Origin of the sequence: Niabella insulisoli, assembly GCF_039652435.2 — a bacterium.
GTDB classification, from domain to species: domain Bacteria; phylum Bacteroidota; class Bacteroidia; order Chitinophagales; family Chitinophagaceae; genus Niabella; species Niabella insulamsoli.
In genome coordinates this window covers 998,989-1,022,151 of record NZ_CP190246.1, presented here as the reverse complement: position 1 = coordinate 1,022,151, position 23,163 = coordinate 998,989, and the positions used below count along the sequence as shown (strand labels likewise).

The 23,163-nt window shown below is 46.0% G+C and carries 10 protein-coding genes, 2 tRNA genes and 3 rRNA genes; 4 read left to right on the top strand and 11 right to left on the bottom strand.

The features are described from left to right. Positions 1-20 precede the first annotated feature (20 nt). Positions 21-1,019: a hypothetical protein gene (locus ABDK00_RS04430; RefSeq protein WP_346238667.1), complete on the top strand. Its 999-nt coding sequence runs from the start codon at positions 21-23 to the stop codon at positions 1,017-1,019. Positions 1,020-1,214: 195 nt separating this feature from the next. Here the strand turns inward: ABDK00_RS04430 and ABDK00_RS04425 are convergent, their stop codons facing one another. After that, positions 1,215-3,287, bottom strand: coding sequence for a putative porin (locus ABDK00_RS04425; RefSeq protein WP_346238666.1), 2,073 nt, complete (start codon positions 3,285-3,287; stop codon positions 1,215-1,217). Between the two features lie 8 nt (positions 3,288-3,295). Next, complete coding sequence (locus ABDK00_RS04420; RefSeq protein WP_346238665.1) at positions 3,296-4,120, bottom strand: purine-nucleoside phosphorylase; 825 nt, start codon at positions 4,118-4,120, stop codon at positions 3,296-3,298. 195 nt (positions 4,121-4,315) lie between these two features. Here ABDK00_RS04420 and sucC point away from each other — a divergent pair, with 195 nt between their 5' ends. The 3 genes from sucC to ABDK00_RS04405 all read left to right on the top strand — a co-directional run bounded on the left by sucC (position 4,316) and on the right by ABDK00_RS04405 (position 10,878). Continuing rightward, positions 4,316-5,569, top strand: a complete 1,254-nt coding sequence (sucC, locus tag ABDK00_RS04415; protein WP_425474794.1) for an ADP-forming succinate--CoA ligase subunit beta — start codon at positions 4,316-4,318, stop codon at positions 5,567-5,569. 175 nt (positions 5,570-5,744) lie between these two features. Next, positions 5,745-9,386 (top strand): SusC/RagA family TonB-linked outer membrane protein, encoded by a 3,642-nt coding sequence (locus ABDK00_RS04410; protein WP_346238664.1) that lies wholly within the window; start codon positions 5,745-5,747, stop codon positions 9,384-9,386. 55 nt (positions 9,387-9,441) lie between these two features. Further along, positions 9,442-10,878 (top strand): SusD/RagB family nutrient-binding outer membrane lipoprotein, encoded by a 1,437-nt coding sequence (locus ABDK00_RS04405; RefSeq protein WP_346238663.1) that lies wholly within the window; start codon positions 9,442-9,444, stop codon positions 10,876-10,878. Positions 10,879-10,948: 70 nt separating this feature from the next. On the opposite strand, the gene ABDK00_RS04400 is transcribed toward ABDK00_RS04405, so the two are convergent. The 9 genes from ABDK00_RS04400 to ABDK00_RS04360 all read right to left on the bottom strand — a co-directional run bounded on the left by ABDK00_RS04400 (position 10,949) and on the right by ABDK00_RS04360 (position 23,090). Next, the gene (locus ABDK00_RS04400) at positions 10,949-13,807 is read right to left on the bottom strand and encodes a DUF5723 family protein (RefSeq protein ID WP_346238662.1); all 2,859 of its coding nucleotides are present in this window, start codon (positions 13,805-13,807) and stop codon (positions 10,949-10,951) included. 343 nt (positions 13,808-14,150) lie between these two features. Continuing rightward, positions 14,151-14,262: ribosomal RNA gene (gene rrf / locus ABDK00_RS04395) — 5S ribosomal RNA — on the bottom strand. 155 nt (positions 14,263-14,417) lie between these two features. Beyond that, positions 14,418-17,220, bottom strand: a 23S ribosomal RNA gene (locus ABDK00_RS04390). Between the two features lie 380 nt (positions 17,221-17,600). Then, a tRNA-Ala gene (locus tag ABDK00_RS04385) sits at positions 17,601-17,674 on the bottom strand. 80 nt (positions 17,675-17,754) lie between these two features. Beyond that, positions 17,755-17,829 (bottom strand) — tRNA-Ile (locus ABDK00_RS04380). Between the two features lie 219 nt (positions 17,830-18,048). After that, positions 18,049-19,574, bottom strand: a 16S ribosomal RNA gene (locus tag ABDK00_RS04375). The 16S, 23S and 5S rRNA genes sit together here with 2 tRNA genes alongside, the layout of an rRNA operon. Positions 19,575-20,268: 694 nt before the next feature. Next, positions 20,269-21,003 carry a tRNA pseudouridine(38-40) synthase TruA gene (gene truA, locus ABDK00_RS04370; RefSeq protein WP_346238292.1) on the bottom strand — a complete coding sequence of 245 codons (735 nt, stop codon included), beginning with the start codon at positions 21,001-21,003 and terminating at the stop codon, positions 20,269-20,271. Between the two features lie 20 nt (positions 21,004-21,023). Beyond that, the gene (locus ABDK00_RS04365; protein ID WP_346238291.1) at positions 21,024-22,202 is read right to left on the bottom strand and encodes a DUF4476 domain-containing protein; all 1,179 of its coding nucleotides are present in this window, start codon (positions 22,200-22,202) and stop codon (positions 21,024-21,026) included. Positions 22,203-22,292: 90 nt separating this feature from the next. Then, the gene (locus tag ABDK00_RS04360) at positions 22,293-23,090 is read right to left on the bottom strand and encodes a TPM domain-containing protein (protein ID WP_346238290.1); all 798 of its coding nucleotides are present in this window, start codon (positions 23,088-23,090) and stop codon (positions 22,293-22,295) included. Between the last annotated feature and the right edge of the window lie 73 nt (positions 23,091-23,163).

The window sequence follows — 23,163 nt, the reverse complement described above, 5'->3', positions numbered from 1 at the left end:
TTTTAAATTAAATCATTGTTATGGCAAATACGAATTATCCATCTGCGTCGCAGCCCTCATCCAATACACCTCCCTCCGGTTCTAATAATAATGGAAGAAATATTTTGATTGGCCTCCTAATTGTGGCCCTGTTAGGAACCTGGGGCTATATGCTTTGGAATAAAAACGACGCATCGGAAAATGAAAATTTATTCGCCGGAAATGACGCGCAGACAGAAACCGTAATGTCTGAGTCGGATTCGTTAAGACAATTGTTCAACCTCGCTGAAATGCGTTTGGATTCAATCACCGGCGCCAACAACAGCCTACAGGGGGAAAAAACAGCGCTTCAAAAAGAAATCGATTCCAGAAAATCTGAAATCAATAAAATATTGAGCGACAAAAATGCTACGGCTGCGGATCTTAAAAGAGCGCGCCAGCTGATCGGCGAATTGAACGGACAAATCGGACGTTTGGAAGCCCAGGTTACTCAGTTGAAAGGTGAAAACCAGGAATTGACTGCCCGCAACGCACATTTAAATTCTGAAAAATCAGTGCTTTCTCAAAACCTGGATATGCGTACTGCAGAAAACGATGAACTGGCCAATACGATTGATGTGGCCAGCACATTATCAGCTTCAGGTATGTCCATTACTCCTTTAAAAGAAAAGCGCAATGGCAAAGAAAAAGAAACCGCATTTGCAAGAAAAGTTGATAAGATGCAAGTGACTTTTAATATCGAGAACCGTATTACTACTTCCGGCCCGGCTGATTTGTATGTAATCGTAACCGATCCAAAAGGCACGATTGTTCAAAATGTTGAGTTAGGATCAGGAGCAATGACTACGCGCCAGGATGGAGACAGGAACTTTACCGCTAAAATTCCTGTTGAATACGAAACCGGAACGAGAAAAGGTGTTTCCTTCCCTATTAAAAACAATGATGGCTTTAAACCCGGCGATTATAAAATCGAGGTATATCACAACGGGTTTAAAATCGGTGAAGGTATCAGAAGCCTGAGGAAAGGTATTTTCGGATAATCATCAAAAACCCCAATATAAATTAGCTGTCCCTTTTGCGGACAGCTTTTTTTTGCACTAAAACTAAAAAGGTACGGTCAATTTTTCCGCCGAAGCAACACCGTTCGCCACTGAAATACAATTCGCGCATTAACATCACAACCCTGCGTGGACGGGAAATTTTAAATGATCAAACCTGATTACAATTTGAATAGATTAATTTACAAATCCCCAATAAATTCCGAAGCGGATGACCAGACCCGGATAGGGGTAGTCAGGCGCGGCGAAGTTGCTGTTGGTAAATCCAAAGCTGCGGCCGCCGTTCGCATTGGTAAGACTTCTGAAAGTGTTGAGGTTTTCCGCGCGCAGGAACGCTCTGAAAGAATTGATCCGAAAATGGACAAACGCGGCAATATCGGGAAGTTTATACGCCACGCTGGCCGAATCCTGGTAAAAAAACTGTCCCAGGATTGGTGAATAATTATTGACCTTATAGTTGGTGCGGTAACGGGTATCAAATCCCATTGCTATTTTAAGGTTATTAAACTTCAAATTCCCTTCATACATAAATCGGTTGCGAGTGAATAGAGCCGGCAAATTCACCGGGCCGTTGCCAATCCGCTGTTGAAAATAAGTATCCGAAATCCACTTCCACTGGTCGGTGCGGCCTGTAGCAAAAACCTTATGCGCACCAATTTGCAATACATTAAAAAGCGGCGCCTGGTTGATCGTGAAGAAGTCGGTATAATAAACATAATTATTTACTAAATAGTAATCGCCGGTTAACCGAAGCTTTAAAAGCGGTTGGTAAAGGTCAGCATATAAATGGGTGCTGTTCTCCTTTTTCAAATCAACTGCTTCGCTCATCAGATAAAAAGAGCTGTTGGGGTTTGTGATATAAGAAGGTGTGCGGTTTACGTTTTCAAAACCCAGCTTAAGCGAACCAATCTTTTCACCAAAGGAACTTTGAATACTGGCCGCCACTTCGTAGTCGCCGGCGTTCATACCGACAAAATACAATTGGCCGCGAGCCTGTAAATCCCAGCGTTCGTTTTTAGTGCGGTTGCGATATTCTCCATGTCCCAACACATTGTAGCCGGTCATCGTTCTGTCGTCAGCGTAGTGAATGCTATCAGTGGTTTCGGTTACATCGTCCCGGAAAATCCCTTTTAAGTTCTGCATAGCTACACCCACTTTCAAAAACTGCTGCGTATTTTTTTCATCGGGAAAAGTGTAGATTGAAAAATCATTGGTCAGGTCGCGCCAATAATCTTCTCTCCGAAATGGCGTGGGCAAATTTTCCAGCCCGTAAGTGGCCTGGTAATATTCGGGCACATTGACCGCCGTCGGATTTGCATCTGAAAACAAATATTTGTAAGCGCTGTAACGAATGGTATGTTCAAATCTGACGCGGGGGAAAAACAATTTGATCACTGAACTATCGTTGACGATCGAATCTTTGCGGCCAAAATCGAACTGCTGCCGCATCACTACATTAAAATCTTCATATTGGTTGCCGGTCGGCACATCCGTGTTAAACAGGCCGGCGCCGAACCCGGCATCACCGCCGAGTTTGGTAGGTATACGCACCCGCTCAGCATAGTCAGGATTATCGATATAATTTTGCGTTGTATCAATACCACCATTTTCCCCACCTTTCAGTTTGTTAGCAACCAACATGAAATAGTTAGTGTACCGCTTATTTTTGGACTGCGCCCAATTGGTGATTGAATAATTGTTATGATTGGTCTTCTGATTACGGTAAATGCCCGGCGCACTGATCAATCGATACTGTAAGTTAAAATTCCATTCTGGCGTACGGTTTTGCGTGTGCATCAGTTCTATATACTGTTCACTGCGTGTGCCCAACATATAAGTCAATTCCGAGTAAGGCCTTGTAGCACGGAAAAACCTTGCATTCTCCACGGTGTATCTATAAATGTCGTAGGCATGAAATCCTGCGTCCCAACCGGCTTTCATGCGCGGTGCAAACAGGAATGACTGCGCGGCGCTGCCGGTGTTGCCCAGGTAGTAATAGTCTGCCGGAATCGGGTATTTCACCGTAAAATCGTTAATACTCGAATCCAGCTTATAATTGCGCGCCGTATCCAGATAACGATAAGAAATGGTGATGGAATCTTCGAATTTATCCCTTTTACCCAGAGTATCGGTTCCGCTGCCGGCATTGCTGATACCGCGAAACCTGTCGCCCACACCGCGGATTGGGTTTTGCGAAAACACCGCCAGGCCCATCAAAATAAATCCTGTTAAAAATAAGCACCTCCTCATTCGGTTTCCTATAATTCTTTAATTAATTCGCTAAATAGATAGGCCAGCTTAGGCTCAGCAGCGTGGGCGGCTTCCAGCACTTCTTCATGGGTGATCACATTTTCTTCTTCCCGAATGCCGAGATCCGTGATCACGCTTACCGCAAAAACATCCATCCCCATATGGTTCGCTACAATACATTCCTGAACGGTGCTCATGCCTACTGCGTCGGCGCCGACAATTTTTATCAACCTGTATTCTGCGCGGGTTTCAAAGGTCGGCCCGGTGACAACGAAATAAACGCCTTCATGTAATTTCATATCAGCGCGTGCGCCTATTTGTTGGGCTTTGGCGATTAATCCTTTTTTATAAGGTTCGCTCATATCCGGAAAACGCGTGCCCCACTCGTCGATATTTTTTCCGATCAGCGGGTTGGGTGCGCTAAAACTGATATGATCATTTATAATCATGATATCACCCACGTTGAAAGCTTCATTTACGCCTCCGGCGGCATTGCTGAGCAACAAAGTTTGAACGCCGAGCATTTTCAAAACTCTTACCGGGAAAACCACTTCCTCGGGCGTGTATCCTTCATAAAAATGAAAACGCCCGCTGAGCGCCACCACTTTTTTCCCCGAAAGGTCGCCGAACAACATTTTACCGGAATGGCCTTTCACCGTTGAAACGGGAAAATGCGGTATATCAGTGTAAGGTATTTCTTTTTCAACATTAATTTTCTGGACAAAATTACCCAGTCCGCTGCCCAATATGATGGCTACTTTCGCCTGGCTTTCATACTGCGATTTCAAATAGGCGGCGGTTTCCTTTACCTTCCTGACAATGTCGTCGTTCATGAAACATATGTTTAAGTGAGCAAATATAGCGAAAGCTTGATACCTAGTAATTGAAGAAAAGTTAAGGCCTTGAGAAAGGTGTGCGCACAAATCAGTCATTCAAATCCGGTAAGGCGGGCGCGCGTCGTTATGTTTACATGCTACCCTCAAAACGTTGCGGGGCGCGGCTCAAAGATCGCCATCACAAAAAAATACATGAAAGAAACTTTCACTTATCTTCGTGGCAAAAGTTATAGTATGAACCTTCATGAATATCAGGCAAAAGAGTTGTTAAAGAAATACAATGTCCCCGTGCAGGAAGGCTACGCTTGTAGCTCTGTTCAGGAAGCTGAGGAAGCTTACCGGAAAATCAAAACCGATTCAGGCAGCAAGTTCGCAGTCGTAAAAGCGCAAATACATGCGGGCGGGCGCGGAAAAGGAACCGTGAAAGAAACAGGTATTAATGGTGTAAAGGTTGCCAAATCATTAGAAGATATACAAGAGTTTGCGAAAGGCATTTTGGGCGGCACATTGGTGACCGTTCAAACCGGCCCTGCAGGAAAAGTAGTGAACAAAATTTTTGTGGCGCAGGATATGTATTACGATGGCCCCAGTGAAAGGCAGGAGTTTTATTTATCTATTTTGCTCGATCGCTCTAACGGCAAGAACGTGATCATGTATAGCACTGAAGGCGGGATGAATATTGAAGATGTAGCGCACGAAACGCCCGACAAGATTTTCAAAGAATGGGTACACCCTTCCGGCGGTTTGCAAGGATTCCAGGCCCGTAAAATTGCTTTCAATCTTGGCCTGAAAGGAGATGCTTTCAAACGCTGTGTAAAATTTGTAACGAATCTTTACAACGCTTATGTGGGCTTAGATTGCAGCATGCTGGAAATTAACCCTTTGTTCAAAGCCGCTGATGACAAGATTATTGCGGTGGATTGTAAAATGAACCTGGACGATAATGCAATGATCCGCCACGCAGATTTGGCGAGCCTCAGAGATATTACGGAAGAAGATCCAACAGAAGTTGAAGCGGGCAAATACAATTTGAATTTTGTAAAACTCGATGGAAATGTGGGATGTATGGTAAATGGCGCCGGGCTGGCCATGGCTACCATGGATATGATCAAACTAAGCGGTGGCGAACCTGCCAACTTCTTAGACGTTGGAGGAACAGCAAACGCGGAGACAGTAGAAGCTGGTTTTAAAATCATCATGAAAGACCCCGCTGTGAAAGCCATTCTTATCAATATCTTCGGAGGAATTGTTCGTTGTGATCGCGTAGCGGCAGGTGTAATCGAAGCCTATAAAAACCTGGGCAATATCGATATTCCCATCATCGTAAGGTTACAGGGCACGAATGCTGCCGAAGCTAAAAAACTGATTGACGATAGCGGGTTAAAAGTTGAGTCAGCTATTTTATTGAGCGAAGCTGCTGATTTGGTGAAGAAAGCAGTCGCCTAATATTTTATATGTAAACAATTCTCGCACAAAGCAAAGAGGTTGTAAGGTAATGCTTGCAGCCTCTTTGCTTTTTCGTTTTAACTATTTTCTAAAAACTACCGGCTTACTTTGGCTAAGTTATTGGTGATGGGAAGGCTTAAGTATATTTAAATCTAAACCCTACCCAAACGAAATCATGACAAGTAAGCTTAACCGCTTGGTACTTCTCATTGCAGCATTTTTTTTCGCTTCAAACCTGGTACAAGCACAAACCATTAACGGAAAGGTTGTTGGTAAAACCGGCATTGGACTTACGGACACTTATCTGTTTACAAAAAACTCCTCCGATTCTTCAAAAACCAATGCTGACGGCATTTTCAGCCTAAAGGCCAACCCCGGCGACTCTGTCCATATCAGCAACAGCATGTTGAATTTGCATTTACAATTTGTGGCGCCCTCAGCCGATAGCATTCTTATCAAGGTTAAAGACAATAGTGAAATTGAGATCGGCCAATGGAAGTCGAACAACACCATTAAAGATTCCATTTCAGGTCAGGCTCAAACAGTTATCGATACTGCAAAAAAGCAAACCGCTCAGCCGATCGATAGTGCGGCTGCTGTCGTTCAAACAACAGCTACAGGCGATACCGTTTTAATAAAAGGAAAGGTTACCGATAACGCCGGGCAACCCGTTGCGTCTGCAAGTATTGAGTACCCAAACGGAGATCTATACACAGCCTCAGCCGATGGCAGTTTTTCCATTCCGTTTATACAAAACGCCAAGATCCGGTTTTCGAGTGTGGGCGTTACACCTGCTGAAGTTGTATTAACGGAAGCTAATAGCGCCTTAAATGTTCAGCTTCAAAAAAGTAGCGCAGAACAATTAGAAGAAGTGACGGTTACCGCGCTTGGCATTTCCAAGAAAAGCAGGTCAGTGGGCTACGCCGTGTCGGAGGTAAAAGGAAGTGATATTCAAACGGCGAAAGAAGTCAATTTTGTAAATAGCCTTTCAGGCCGCGTCGCCGGTGTACAAATCTCTACAAACAGCGGCTCAATGGGTGGCTCCACCAAAGTCAATATCCGCGGCACCAAATCCATCCAGGGCGACAACAACGCATTATTTATCGTGGATGGGATTCCGTTTAGCAACCTGAATACTAATTCTTACAGCCAACAAATTGGCGGTGGCGGTTTTGATTATGGCAATCCGGTGCAAGATATCAATCCAGATGATATCGACCAGATATCGGTGCTCAAAGGCGCTGCAGCAACGGCTCTTTACGGAAGCCGCGGGCAAAACGGTGTTGTGTTGATAACCACCAAAAAATCGGCAGGCTCAAAAAAGTTTGGCGTCAGCTATAGTTTGAACTTGCAGCGAGATGAAGTATATATCCTGCCTGATTATCAAAATTCATATGGAGGCGGCAGCGACGGAAAATTTGATACCTTATGGTACAATGATAATCCGGATTATTTTTTATCGCAAAACGCAGCAACGTATAATGACCCGGGGCGTGGCCCTTACGACCTGATGCCGGAGTTCAGCGTTGACGAATCATGGGGCCCCAAATTGGATGGAAGTTTGGTAAGGCATTATTGGTCTTTCGACAAAGCTAAAGGCAATCCCGATTTTGGTATGACCGCGCCCTGGTCGCCGCAGCCCGACAATGTAAGAAACTTCTTTCAGCCGGGCTTCACTATTACCAATAGCATCAGCATGGGTGGGAGCAATGATCGGGGTTCTTTCCGAATTGCATTTGCCGACACCCGCCAGCGGTTCGTGCTTCCCAATTCGAAACTGTCGCGCACCAATGCTGGCATTAACGGAACCTATAAAATAACAGACGACCTGGTTGCCTCTGCCGGCGTCCGCTACGCTTACACTGAAGCAAAAGGCCGGCCGGGAACGGGATTTACCGGCCAAAATATGATGATGTTGTTTGGCGAATATGGCCAGCGCCAATGGGATATGGAACGCATGAAAAATTATAAGCGCCCCGACGGAAGCCAGATTACGTGGAACCGGCGTTCATTTTCTAACGACACAATGGCTTTTTCGAACAACCCTTATTGGACGAGATATGAGGAATATCAAACCGATAAAAGAAGCCGCGTATTCGGTTCTTTGGGTTTAGATTATACCGCAACCGACTGGCTCAGCTTCAGCACCAAGGTTTTTATGGACACCTACCAAACATTACAGGAGGAACGGTCTGCAAAAGATTATTTGCCCGGCGCTTATGTTCGCAACACCATTGATTTCACTGAAATGAATTATCTGGGAACGGCCAATATCAAAAAAGATTTTGGCGAGCGGTTTAATGTAAATGTCACGCTCGGCGGCAATATTATGAGGCAGGATGCGCGGTTGATGAATGGAAGCACTACTACGGGCCTGGGATCTGCCGGCGTTTACACGCTTGCCAACAGCCTGGGGCCGGTGCTTATTACAGAGTTGAATCCGCGCAAACAAATCAACTCGCTCTTTGGAACGGCAACCATCGGCTACACCAATAGCATTTTTCTCGAATTAAGCGGCCGCAACGACTGGTCTTCCTCTTTATTACAAAATGGAAAACCAAGGCCCTATTTCTACCCTTCCGCTTCTACGTCTATCATCTTTTCAGACTGGATCAAAAATGCCTCCTGGCTTACATTTGGAAAAATCAGGGCGGGGATTGCGCAGGTAGGGAATGACACAGATCCTTATAACCTTTTTACCGTGTATCAGGCGCCCACTCAATTTGCAGGGCAGTCCATGACAGGTATCGACCCGACAAGGCGCAACCCGGATCTGCTTCCTGAAATGAGTACGGAGAAAGAAGGCGGTATCGAATTAAAAATGTTTGACAACCGGTTTGGTGTTGACTTTACTTATTACGACCGCATTACCAAAAATCAGATCATCTCCATTCCTGTGTCGCCCACAACTGGCTACACCAACTCCATTATCAACTTAGGAAAAATAAGCAACAAAGGAATCGAGCTCCGCGTAGAAGGAACGCCGCTGAGAACCAAAAGCGGCTTCACCTGGAATATAGCGGTGAACCTTTCAAAAAACAAGAACAAGGTTTTGGATCTTGCACAAAACGGGCAGGAAATTACCGACCGCATCGTCATCGGCCAGGAAAGAAGGCTTTCACCGCCGGTAGCGTTGGTTGCAGTAAAAGGGCAACCTTTAGGAACGCTCTATGGGTTTGATTATGCTTACGACAACGAGGGCCGTAAAATAATCGATTCATCAGGCACTTATCAACTCACCAGCACTACGGTGCCGCTCGGTAGTGTTTATCCGGATTTAGTTGGTGGCGTTAGCAATTCCTTTTCTTATAAAAATATATCGTTGCGGACACTGGTAGATTTTAGCCGTGGCGGCAAATTCTTTTCTTATACCAATATGTATGGAAAATATTCCGGCCTTCTGGCGGAAACGGCTGATGGAGGCATTAGGGAAAACGGAGTTCCGGTTTCCGGGGTACTCGAGCAGGAAGATGGCAGTTATATTCCCTACTCGGTTAACGTGCCGGCAAAAGCATACTATCAGTCAAACTTTGGGCGCAACAACAATATTCACAGCGCCAACGTATATGACGCCAGCTATATTTATCTAAGAGAAGTTACACTGGGCTATCAGTTACCTCAAAGCTGGTCCGAAAAAATTAATTCGGATAATATAACGCTATCGCTTTACGGCCGTAACCTTTGGTTGATTCAATCCAACGCGCCCCACGTCGATCCTTCCAATATCACCAACGGCTCCGGCAATATTCAGGGACTGGAAGGGGGCGCATTGCCGTCGGTAAGATCCTATGGCCTCAATCTTAATATTGCATTTTAATACTGTGTGAACACAAGCGTTCCTCGAATGACCACCGTTTAAATAAAACAAACACATGAAACAGTCGTATATATTCCTTTTAATCACCTTTCTTTTTTCACTGCTGTCTTGCAGCAAATTTGAATCGCTCAATACTGATCCTACAAAGCCCTCATCCGCCACTCCTGAGCAACTGATTCTATTTGCGGAGAAAAAAGCTTCGGATATTTTATATAACAGTGTCACAAATAACCGGATTGGGATGCATTACGCACAATACTGGAGCGGCACCGACTCGAAAGGCGACAGCCGGTATGGTTCATCAGACGCGGGCTCCACGAACCTGTGGACTATGTACTCAGTGGTTTTACCGGCACTCAAGGAAATTCAAATCCTGAATGAAAATGCAGCTAACGAAGCAGTGGCAGCTAATCAAAACGCTATTGCTGGCATCCTCCAGGTTTGGGTTTTTCATACTTTAACCGACGCTTTTGGCAACATTCCCTACAGTGAGGCAGTATCAGAAGCTTTACTTCCCACGTACGACGATGCGAAAACCATCTATACAGATCTTCTTAATAAACTTGAAACTTATGAAGCGCAGTTAAACACAGGCGCCGCTTCTTTTACCACCGGTGAAGTGCTGTATAAAGGCGATGTATCAAAATGGAAGAAATTTGCCAATTCTTTGATGCTGCGGATGGCAATGCGCATGAGCAACAAAGATGAAGCAGCGGCACGTCCATTTATTGAAAAAGCCATTCAGGGCGGCGTCATTGAAACGAACGAAGACAACGCGTTCTTTCCTTATAATAATAATGCTACCGAAGCGTTCCCTTATAATAATATTGACAGAGATCCTGTTCAGTTTGTGGTAAGTGCTACGTTAATAGATTACATGTTGGAGCTTCGCGATCCGCGGCTGCCGCAATATGCAAGAACCGTCGACAGTGTCTATAAAGGCTCGCCTTATGGCTCAGGAGAAAATAACGCCTCGGATGCTTTGATTTTTTCCCTGCCTTCGGAAAGGGTGTACAGTCCTGACTTTCCGGGCCTGCTCTTCACAGCGGCAGAATCTCAATTTTTAAAAGCAGAAGCGGCAGCGAGAAACATGACAACCGGTGGAGCGGCTGCGACTTTTTATAATAACGGCATTAGGGAAAGCATGGCTTTCTGGGATATCTCCGAAGACAGCACGAGCGCCTATCTGCAACGTGTACCTTTTAGCCCTGCCAACTGGAAAGACTGCATTGGCACCCAAAAATGGCTGGCTTTTTATATGCAGGGATTGCAATCCTGGCACGAACGTGTACGTTTGGATTTCAAAAAGCCCGACGGGAGCCCGTTGTTTATAGAGCCGGTTGAAGGTTCGCTCGACCCGTCGGTAACGATGGCGCCAAACAGGATTACTTACCCGACGTCAGAAAACAATACCAACAAAGCCAATAAAGATGCGGCTTCCCAGGCGATAGGCGGCGATGAAAAAGGTACCGCGCTTTGGTGGCAACAATAATGGCAGTAAAGCTGAAGGCTGCGGCTGCGCTTCAATCAAGAATAGTATCGGGAAAGATAATCGTTACCGATCAATGGTTTTGAAAAAAACGAAGCTCGACCCTGCGATTCAGCATTTGGCCATAGCGTGTGCTATTGTCAACAAGCGGAAGTTGTTCTCCGTGTCCATTGATATGCAATTGCTCTCCATCGACCTTGTGTTGAATCAGATAGGTTTGAACGGCTTGCGCGCGTTGATAAGAAAGCATGCGATTCAGCGCCGCATTGCCCGTTTTATCGGTATAACCGTCGATACTTAAATTTAGTTGCGGGTAGTCATTCAGGCATTTTGCCACGAAATTTAGTGTGCGGTGGTAGATGGGCCTTACCTCCACTTCATTGACATCAAAAAGAATATGTTCAAGCTTCAGCGAAAGTAAACGGTCGGTTATGGATTCGCTTGGTGCAATTGTGCCGGATGTTGCCTGATCGGACGCTGTAGCTACATCACGGTCAGGGTGGTTCCTTAGCTGTTGTAAATCTTTTTGCAGCGCCCCAATTTCCGCCTCGAGCTTGGCGATATTGTTTAGGCTATCGGCATTGATGGAATCCCCTTGCGTTCGCAGTTCCTGGTTAAGGCGATCTATTTCATTTCTTAACAAGTGGTTACTGTCCATCGAAGCATCGGTTGTTAAAGATTCATATTTGGCCATTTCAGCTCTCAGGCGATCCATTTCAGCTTCCATTTTACGTGCCTGCCTTTTAGATATCATGGCGTTGGCGCCTACGGAACCCGCAGTTGACACAGCACTGTAACTTAGAATAGCTTTTCTCAGATCGCGAATTTCGTCTTCCAGATCTTCGGATGATTTTCTTTCCCTTTTTAATTCATCCATCAGGCGTTTATCGGCTTTGGATATTGAACGCGCAAGAGGCTGCGTAGATGCAGCCTCTTTTTTAGTTGTTTCAGATTTTTCTTTTACTTTTTCGCCGCTGTCATTTTCCTTTTCTTCTTTTTTCCCACTGTCCTTCGGCGCGTCCGCTGCCTCAGAAACGCGATCAGTATCGGCTGCTTCTTTCTCCTTGAGTTCTTTTAACAGCAGTTCTCTTTCAGCCAGCCTTTTCGTGAGGTCGTCAATCTGCTCCTGTCTCTTTTTGTTAATTTCCCTGATGCTAACAGAATCCTCCACAATCTTGCTGACGGTCCGGATGGTATCAATTTTCACCGTCGGCTGCCCCGCTCCCGTATAATTATTGATCGTGATGCTCACCGGAGATTGGGTAGCGTTTTTATTGGCCAGGCGAATGGAATCTAAAACCTTTTGCTTTTCCAACTCAAATAAGCGGGCTTCGAGGCGTTTCACTTCCATTTCCTTTTTTATCACCGTTGAATCAACGGAAGCATACCGGCGTTCCGTGGGCTCTGGCCTGAGGACATTACGCCGTGGCGCGGTCGGGTCGTATACATCCCTGTCCCTGGAACGAGTGGCCTCGCTGAAGGTTTTAGCCAGGCGGGAAGGGCTGCCGTAGGTGATTGGAATTCGCAAACCAGCGTGGATATTCGCGGTTTTTGTTTTATCATTAAAGACGAGCGATCCAAGATTGGATGACCCAACGTAAACGGGCCCAAGGCGTAAAGTCGCGCCGATATTCCAATCATCAAACTTGTTATAAGAAACGGGGAAATATAACCCTAATACCCTCGATTCAAAACGGGGCGTTACCGCGTAGGCAGCTTCCACATGCATTTTTTTATCCGTGTCGAATAAGGAGAATGGTTGATAGGTCATCGCATTTACGTAAAACCCGCGTGCAATGTGGAGGTCGAATTGGGCGCTGTAGGCGGTGGGCAGTGAAACAGAGTAACTATTGTCTCCCGTGGCCTGGTAAACAACGCGGCTCGACAACATTGTATCAACGTCGTTAATACTTCTAATATTATATTGTTTCAGATTCCAGTCTGTAATGTTTGCGGAGAAATCATTATTGAGTTCACTCTTCTTAAAAGTGAGGCGGCCCGCATCCATGATAGAAAAACCAACTTTAAACGTGTACTTGTTTTTATCTCTGCGAAGTTTTTCTTCCGACTCGGGGTTGAGATATTTGAAGCGATCAATCTTGCCACGATACTCATAAACGATACCGGCGTTCCACCCAAACCCTTCCGCTTCCGGCCGGAGGGATTTAAGCGATGCAGATTTGAACATATCCAAACTCAATTTTTCTCCATGCCCGTATCTTGCGTATGGCGTCCTCGCATTTACGTTATTCTTATCATTGAAACTTAAAGACATTTCGTCCGCTTGGTAATACCCGGACGCGATACCTCCTATATATTTAGCGGTAAATGCCGCTTTTACGAAATGCTTATCCTGATTTAATAATACGCGGCCATAGGTAAAGCCTACATCCAGCCAGTTCAGGATATTGAGGTCCACGCCATTCATATTCATCGGGCTTCCGTAGAACGAAGCATCCTCAAATTTCCGGTAGGCCAGCCGCGCAAAATCCTGGTTTATATTGTCGGCAGTAAAGCCGGTCCGGTTAGAAATGTTTAGTGCTATAGCAGATTTTTTTCCGGTGGTAAGCATAAACGACAGCGGCGCCATGACGCGGTTGTTCAGCCTCATGTGAACACGTTCATTTGCACCCAGCTTTCCCTCCTGCAACAGGTCGCGCTGCACAAGCGACCAGTCTTTATATTTATCTTTAAAAAATGAGCCTTTGATTAGCGCATCTCTTTTCACATATAAATAATTGTTGGAGTAGTAGTTGCTCACGCCGATTAAATTGAGATCGAACTTCAAGCGACTATCTACAATGCTTGCGGGGTTGGTAAACATGCCCGTAACCCCGGCATAATTTCCCGTTCCTAACCCTAACAAATCTTGACTAAAAGCCGCCGTCGACATCAAACTGATTAAGCCAGCGGTAAATATATATTTCCTCATACTCTTTTTTTGTTTTAAATGATACGGTTTACAGGGCATCATTTAAATCTGAATCTGACCGAATTCAGAAATCTCGCCGGATGCGAACAGCCGGAGGATTTTAAGTGACTGATATCACTTAGTGGTATAGAGGATTGGTAAGAGGAAATAGAGAATGACATCAAAACTTATGGCGACATCACTCTGGATTCGTTAGCAGTATAGCTTTAATAATGGTAGCTAGCTTTGCAGTTGCAAATATACAAAAAAAATACATACGATCTGCAGCAACCGCTGATAAATGGGCTGCATAGTGTAAAAAAAAAGCACCCTTCAGTAGCTTACTGAAGGGCGCTTTAAAAAAGAATGGCAGCTACCTACTCTCCCGCATTGTGGTGCAGTACCATCGGCCTTAAGGGGCTTAACTTCTCTGTTCGGTATGGGAAGAGGTGAACACCCTTGGTATAACCACCATAAAAAGGTTAGGGCCCCTACAAACCCTCCAACAAGGAGGGCTTAAAAACGGACCCAATAAGGTGACATATTGGAAAAAATAATAAAAATTAGAAGAGTACCTAACATTTTAGCCTTTCCTACTCCCTCCTTCGGAGGGTTAGGCGAGGCTTTAATAAAATTAAAGCGTACGGGCAATTAGTACTACTCGGCTTTGATGTTACCACCTTTACACCTGTAGCCTATCAACGTAATAGTCTCTTACGGCCCTTAAAAGTAAACTCATCTTGAGATAGGTTTCACGCTTAGATGCTTTCAGCGTTTATCCTGTCCGTACTTAGCTACTCAGCACTGCACCTGGCGGCACAACTGATACACCAGCGGTACGTACGACCCGGTCCTCTCGTACTAAGGTCATGTTCTCGCAATTTACTAACGCCCACCACAGATAGGGACCGAACTGTCTTGCGACGTTCTGAACCCAGTTCACGTGCCACTTTAATCGGCGAACAGCCGAACCCTTGGGACCTTCTCCAGCCCCAGGATGTGACGAACCGACATCGAGGTGCCAAACCTCCCCGTCGATATGAGCTCTTGGGGGAGATCAGCCTGTTATCCCCGGAGTACCTTTTATCCTTTGAGCGACGGCCCTTCCATACAGAACCGCCGGATCACTTTAGCCGACTTTCGTCCCTGCTCGGCCTGTTTGCCTCACAGTCAAGCTCCCTTTTACTAATGCGCTCTACGTACGATTACCAACCGTACTGAGGGAACCTTTGCAAGCCTCCGTTACTCTTTAGGAGGCGACCACCCCAGTCAAACTACCCACCATGCACTGTGTGGCGTTAGCCATTAGATTCTAAATCAAAGAAGGTTGGTATTTCAACGACCGCTCCACAATGGCTGGCGCCACCGCTTCATAGCGTCCCAACTATTCTACACATCCGTAATTCAAAATCAATGCAAAGTTGTAGTGAAGGTTCACGGGGTCTTTCCGTCCCGTGGCGGGTAACCGGCATCTTCACCGATACTACAATTTCACCGGGCTCGTGGAGGAGACAGCGTTCAACTCATTAGACCATTCGTGCAGGTCGGAACTTACCCGACAAGGAATTTCGCTACCTTAGGACCGTTATAGTTACGGCCGCCGTTTACTGGGGCTTCAGTCAGGAGCTTTGCATTGCTGCGAACACCCTTCCTTAACCTTCCAGCACCGGGCAGGTATCAGGCTCTATACGTCATCTTTCGATTTTGCAGGGCCCTATGTTTTTGTTAAACAGTTGGTTGAACCATTTTACTGAGACCACCCGAAGATGGTACGCTTTATCCCGAAGTTACAGCGTCAATTTGCCTAGTTCCTTCTCCACGGCTCACCCGAGCGCCTTAGAATACTCATCCCGTCTACCTGTGTCGGTTTGCGGTACCGGCTGCTATGCTCGCTTTTCTTGGAAGTACTTTCAGTAATACGCTTCACCCGAAGGATCCACTCAGCTAATCCGTCAGCTTATTTACCTAGCATACTCCGTCACTTTTAATGCATAGCAGGCGCAGGAATATTAACCTGCTTTCCATCGTCTACCCCCTTCGGGTTTGACTAAGGACCGGGCTAACCCTGATCCGATTAACGTTGATCAGGAACCCTTAGACTTTCGGCGAATAGGTTTTTCACCTATTTTATCGTTACTTATGCCTACATTTTCTTTTCTAACAGCTCCAGCATACGTCGCCGTACACCTTCGATGCCGTTAGAATGCTCCCCTACCGATATACCACCTAGTGGCAATCATAGAGCTTCGGTTCATAGTTTAATACCCGATTATTTTCCGCGCAGAGCCTCTCGACCAGTGAGCTGTTACGCACTCTTTAAATGAATTGCTGCTTCCAAGCAAACATCCTGGCTGTTATAGAAGCTCTACATCGTTTGATTAACTTAACTATGCATTGGGGACCTTAGCTGCTATTCTGGGTTATTTCCCTCTCGGCCATGGACCTTAGCGCCCACAGCCTCACTCCCGGTAAACATCTGTTAGCATTCGGAGTTTGTCAGGGTTTGGTAGGCGGTGAAGCCCCCTAGCCCAATCAGTAGCTCTACCTCTAACAGACTTTATAAACCGAGGCTGTTCCTAAAAACATTTCGGGGAGAACGAGCTATCTCTCAGTTTGATTGGCCTTTCACCCCTATCCACAGGTCATCCCAAGACTTTTCAACGTCAACGGGTTCGGTCCTCCAGTTAGTTTTACCTAACCTTCAACCTGCCCATGGATAGATCACAAAGTTTCGCGTCTACCCCCACTGACTAAGCGCCCTGTTCGGACTCGCTTTCGCTACGGCTCCGTTTTTTTTAACTTAACCTCGCCAGTGAGGAGTAACTCGTAGGCTCATTATGCAAAAGGCACGCCGTCACCCCAATGGGGCTCCGACCGCTTGTAGGCGTACGGTTTCAGGTACTATTTCACTCCCTTATTTAGGGTGCTTTTCACCTTTCCCTTACGGTACTGGTTCACTATCGGTGTCTGAGGAGTATTTAGCCTTACCAGATGGTGCTGGCAGATTCAAGCAGGATTCCTCCGGTCCCGCCCTACTCAGGATACCGCTCGTCCACATCAATTTACGCTTACACGGCTTTCACGCTCTATGGCTTAATTTTCCAAAAAATTCAGCTTGATGATGCTTTCTAAATGCGGTCCTACAACCCCACAGCAGCACGCCGCTGTGGTTTAGGCTCTTCCCCGTTCGCTCGCCACTACTTAGGGAATCATTGACTTATTTTCTTTTCCTCCGCCTACTTAGATGTTTCAGTTCAGCGGGTTGGCTCCCGCCGGTTGGCGGGTGATACGTCTTCAACGTACCAGGTTGTCCCATTCGGAGATCCGGGGATATAATACTCGTGTGCAGTTCCCCCCGGCTTTTCGCAGCTTACCACGTCCTTCATCGCCTCTCAGACCCAAGGCATCCACCATACGCCCTTAATTGCTTTAAAAAAGTTTACCTACCTACGGCAGGTTTATAAAACTTAATTAATATGAGGCCAGATAATCGATAATATTATCTGGACTTTATTTTTAGTTTGTTGTAGTTGTTACCCGACCACATTGCTTCAGACCAACCAAAATATTGGTGATATTTATACAATTATGATCGATAAACTTGTTAGGTACTCTCCTAACAGTATTTTTTCCAATATGTCAAAGAACTTGGCCCCTACCCCCAAAGGGAATAAAGACAACTGCTGATGATTAGGTTACGAACCTTTAGACCTTTTATGTCTCATCAAAAATATTTAAAGAACTTTTTTGCTTGAAGCCTTCCAGCTTTACGCCCCAGACTTAGCGCTTGCCGCCCTTTGGCGATCTTTTTAAGTGGAGGATATCGGAGTCGAACCGATGACCCTCTGCGTGCAAGGCAGATGCTCTAGCCAACTGAGCTAACCCCCCATTTGAGTTGTTAGGTGTCAGATGTTAGTTGATAGTTAAACTGCCAACTATGAACCATCAACCATCAACTTGTTTTCAAGTAGACCCGACCAGATTTGAACTGGTGACCCCTACATTATCAGTGTAGTGCTCTAACCAGGCTGAGCTACGGATCTATAGCCCCCAGCCCCAAAGGGGAGAAGGTAATATCATCTAATGTACCAATGTTGTTATCTTCACTGGCTTTTAGATTGCCGTACTCCTATTGGCCATCAGGTCTTATGTAAAGAACTTGTTTGATTTTTGGTTAATGGCTATTATGCATGATCCATTACCTACCATCCAAAAAATTTAAAATTAAGGAAACAACAGCACCAGTAAGTCGTGTGCTCTAAAAAGGAGGTATTCCAGCCGCACCTTCCGATACGGCTACCTTGTTACGACTTAGCCCCAATTACCAGTTTTACCCTAGGCAGCTCCTTACGGTTACCGACTTTAGGTACACCCGGCTTTCATGGCTTGACGGGCGGTGTGTGCAAGGTCCGGGAACGTATTCACCGTATCATTGCTGATATACGATTACTAGCGATTCCAGCTTCACGTAGTCGAGTTGCAGACTACGATCTGAACTGAGAGAAGGTTTTTGAGATTAGCTTCATATCGCTATGTCGCGACTCTTTGTCCTTCCCATTGTAGCACGTGTGTAGCCCTGGGCATAAAGGCCATGATGACTTGACATCATCCCCTCCTTCCTCACGTCTTACGACGGCAGTTTCACTAGAGTTCCCAGCGTTACCTGATGGCAACTAGTGATGGGGGTTGCGCTCGTTGCGGGACTTAACCCAACACCTCACGGCACGAGCTGACGACAGCCATGCAGCACCTTGCTTTGTGTCTATTGCTAGAAAAACCACTTTCATGGTTCGGCACTCGCATTCTAGCCCAGGTAAGGTTCCTCGCGTATCATCGAATTAAACCACATGCTCCACCGCTTGTGCGGACCCCCGCCAATTCCTTTGAGTTTCAACCTTGCGGTCGTACTTCCCAGGTGGGATACTTAATGCTTTCGCTCAGACACACACAGTGTATCGCGTATGTCGAGTATCCATAGTTTAGGGCGTGGACTACCAGGGTATCTAATCCTGTTTGATCCCCACGCTTTCGAGCCTCAGTGTCAATATATGTGTAGCCAGCTGCCTTCGCAATTGGTGTTCTATGTCATATCTAAGCATTTCACCGCTACATGACATATTCCGCTAACCTCCACAATATTCAAGACTACCAGTATCCACGGCAGTTTCCGAGTTAAGCTCGGAGATTTCACCACGGACTTGGCAACCCACCTACGCTCCCTTTAAACCCAGTGAATCCGGATAACGCTTGCACCCTCCGTATTACCGCGGCTGCTGGCACGGAGTTAGCCGGTGCTTATTCATATGGTACCGTCAGTCGAGTTAGAAAACCCTTTTTTCGTCCCATATAAAAGAAGTTTACAATCCAGAGGACCTTCATCCTCCACGCGGCATGGCTGGTTCAGAGTTTCCTCCATTGACCAATATTCCTTACTGCTGCCTCCCGTAGGAGTCGGGCCCGTGTCTCAGTGCCCGTGTGACTGGTCGTGCTCTCACACCAGTTAATGATCGTAGGCTTGGTGGGCCATTACCCCGCCAACTACCTAATCATACGCACACCCGTCTTCTAGCGTGTCGCCACTATAATATTAGTAAGATGCCTTACCAACATGTTACGGGGTATTAATCCAAGTTTCCCTGGGCTATCCCCCACTAAAAGGAAGGTTGTGTACGTGTTCCGCACCCGTTTGCCGGTCTCAAAGAGAGCAAGCTCTCTTCTACCCCTCGACTTGCATGTATTAAGCCTGCCGCTAGCGTTCATCCTGAGCCAGGATCAAACTCTCCGTTGTAAATGAGTTTGATTACTGACTTGTAAAATTTACTCTAAAGAGAAAAATTAACGTGTCAAAAATCCAAATGTTATTTGCTTTCTGACTTACCTTCGTGTCTAAAATTAATTAGATCAAATTGTGCTATTGCTTCCAAAATTTCAAAGATCTGCTCCGGTTTACAGCGAGCATAAACACTCACCCCGAATCCTGATGACATCAGCGGGTTTGAACCACTTCAGCGCCTCTCACGCCATATCATTTTTTGTAACTTTTTTAAGAACTGAAACGACCAGATAACCGCCGTTTTTCGATTGGGATTGCAAAGGTAAACTCTTTTCTCATTCTGCCAAATTTTTTTCAAAGTTTTTTTGAAAAAATCTAACCCCAAACTGCTTTCTAAGAACTAACCGCCTCCTGCTTAAAAACGGACGGCAAAGATAAGCACTTTCTTTCAAAAACTCAACTAAATAAGAAAGTTTTTTTGATAGCTACACCTCTCATCAATACCCCAAAACACTCACTACCAACACGCATTATCCATTCCTAAAACCCCCAAAATCAACCCCTTTTAAAGAACTTCCCGCAACCGCTTCGCGCTAACGGGCTGCAAATATAGAACTATATTCTACACCACAAAATTTATTCACCCCTTTTATTTGAAATATTCTCAAAATATGAGAAAACAAAGGAAAAAGTGGGGCCATTCCACGAGTTAGTCGAAATAAGGATACTGCACCTTGATTAAAGTGAGGCCATGCGCCGGCGTGTCGAAATAAGCTTTCGTACAGTCTTTGGCGTCTATAATATCACAGAAGGTTTCGAGCGATATAATGCCCCGGCCCACCTTGAGCATGGTGGCCGTAAGCGCTCTTACCATGCCCCTCAAAAAGCGGTTGGCCGTTACTTCGTAAACCAGTTGTTCCTCTTTTTGCAGCCAGCGGCTTTCCCTGATTTCGCAATTGAAAGTTTTGACCTGCGTATTTCGTTTAGAGAAAGAAGTGAAATCCCGGTATTGCTTAATCAGCGACGCGGCTTTGTTAAGCAAGTCAATATCCAATGTATAAGGATAGTGATAAGCGCGGTCGCCAATAAAAGGATTTTTGTTTTTATAAGTGTGATAATGATAAGTACGGCTCGAGGCATCAAACCGGCAATGGGCATTTTCGCCTACGGGCATGACGGCTTTTATAACAATATCGCCCGGCAGCATAGCGTTTAAATTATACACCCACTTCTCCTGGAAATTTTCGACTACATCAAAATGGAAAAAATTCTGCAGCGCATGCACACCAGCGTCGGTGCGCGACGAACCCGTTAAAGAAATGTCGGTTTTTAATAAAACAAAAAGCGCCTTTTCGATTTCGCCCTGAATCGTAAGCGCATTCTTTTGCGCCTGAAACCCGCTATACCGTGTCCCTTTATAAGCTACTTCCAGAAAATAACGCAAGACGTTTTAAATTTAAACCTTTACTGAATCAGGCTTTGAAACTTGGATTTGTAGGCGTCGTCTTTAATTTCAGCTGCAAGAGAAGGAAAGTTGTCCTTATCAGCGATATGGCTGTAGGAGGCAGCGAAGAAATTGTACTTGCCGGCGTTGGAAAGAAACATGCTGCTCAGGTACTTCACCTGGGCCGTTGTATAACATTTCGAATCGAACGCCTTGGTGGCTTCGGCAATCATCTGATCATCGTTGGACTGGGACGCCATCGTTCTGCGAAGCTTTAGAAAATCGCTGTCGCTGGCCACCGCTTTGCAAGCGGCATTGGTAATTTTCGAAGCAGCAGCCGGCTGATCGTTCTGCTCAATCGGCTTCTTTTCTTCTACTACAAAAGGCTTTTCCTCCGGCTTTTTAGCCGCCGCCTGAGCTGATGCCGCGTTGGCTTTTGACTCCTTTGTCGCTGCTGGCTGCGCAGCTTTTTCCGGTGCGGGAATAAATATCGTGATGGGATCTACCTGTCCGGATTCATTTCTATCGTCATAAACGATGGTAACGCCGTTCCCCGCGCCCATATGCAATGTGGGTTTGCTTTGCGGCGGCGCGGTATTAGTTTCGGGCTGTGCGACTGAGGGATCAGCTGCCGCTGACTGGTCGTTCACGGCCACTTCAACAGGTTTTTCTTCCACTGGTTCAGGCTTGGGCTTTTCTAAAAGACTGGGATCATTAGCCGCCTGCGATAGAATTTTTGTAAAATCTGACACGTCACTTGCCGGCGCAGGATCCTGCCGGGGGGCTTCCTTTGGAGGATCTGGCTTTTTAACGGCCACAGCTTTATCTTCCTCCTTTCCTTTCAAAGCTTTTTGCACCAGCATGGTTTGCAGGTCAAACAACCCCCAGCCATCGGCGCCATAATCTTTGATCAGATAACCTTTATCTTTTGAGTCAATGAAAAAATCGAAGCGTTGTTCTTCAACTTTACCATCAGGAAACCCGACAATTAATTTATAACCACCGTCTTTTAACTGTGGCAGGATCAAATAGCCCGAAGCATTCGCGCTGATTTTCTGATCATTAATTTTAATATAGAAAGGTTGGGCCGGTTCGGTTTGCAGATACACGAAATATTTTGATTGAACCTGGTAACCCTGACCAAAACCAACAAAGGAAACGAGCAGCAATAAAGCCGAGAAAATAAAATGCCTGTTCATGAACTAATATGTTTTTTCCTGCGGCAAATTTAGCTAATAGTTGACAGTATCGCCCGCTATTTTTAAGATTAACGATTTATATGCAAAAGGTTACCAACTTCCTCCGGCTCCTCCGCCGCCAAAACCACCACCGCCAAAACCGCCAAATCCACCACCACCGCCGCCGGACCAGCCGCCGCCACCGCCGCCGCCCGACCAGCCACCGGGAAAAATAATCGGCCCGTTCCAGCCCCGGCGATAGCCGCGCCGCGACACATAGCCGCCGCCACCACCGCCCCCGCGCCTGCTGACGATAACAAGTATGATTAAAAACACAATGGCCGCCAGGAATATCCCCGACCCCTTTCCTCCGCTCTTTTGCCCATAGCCTTCAGGCGCCTGATATTTACCAGCCGCTGCCTCCATGATTGCTGTGGTAGCCTCATCGAGCCCCCGGTAATTATTGCCTTCTCTAAAATTAGGAATGAGCTTATATTGAACGATTTGATCGGCAACCAGGTCGGTCACGGAGCCTTCAAGGCCATACCCGACTGCGATGAAAACGCCCCGCTGCCCGCCTTTCTCCCCGGTGTTGATTAAAATGACAACCCCGTTACTAAACTGCTTTTGTCCGCCAACGCCCCATTTGCGCCCCAACGCAATCGCAAACTCATCGCGGGGATAGCCTTTTAAATCGTCGACAATGACCACGGCAATTTGGTTCGACGTACTGTCATCATAGGCAACCAGTTTTCTTTCTAATGTTTCTTTTTGATCTGCCGTTAAAAAGGTGCCCGCAAAATCGTTGACCAACCTGGGGGGATTCGTTGGGGCCGGAACAGCGTTTTCGATTTGCGCCCTGGTAAAAACCGCGATTAATAATAAGGGAAGTAAAAGAATTTTTTTCATCCGTATTTGTCTTTGTATTCAGAGCTGTCTTTTTAACTAACGACTGATCAGCAAATAGTGGCTAAATAGTGGA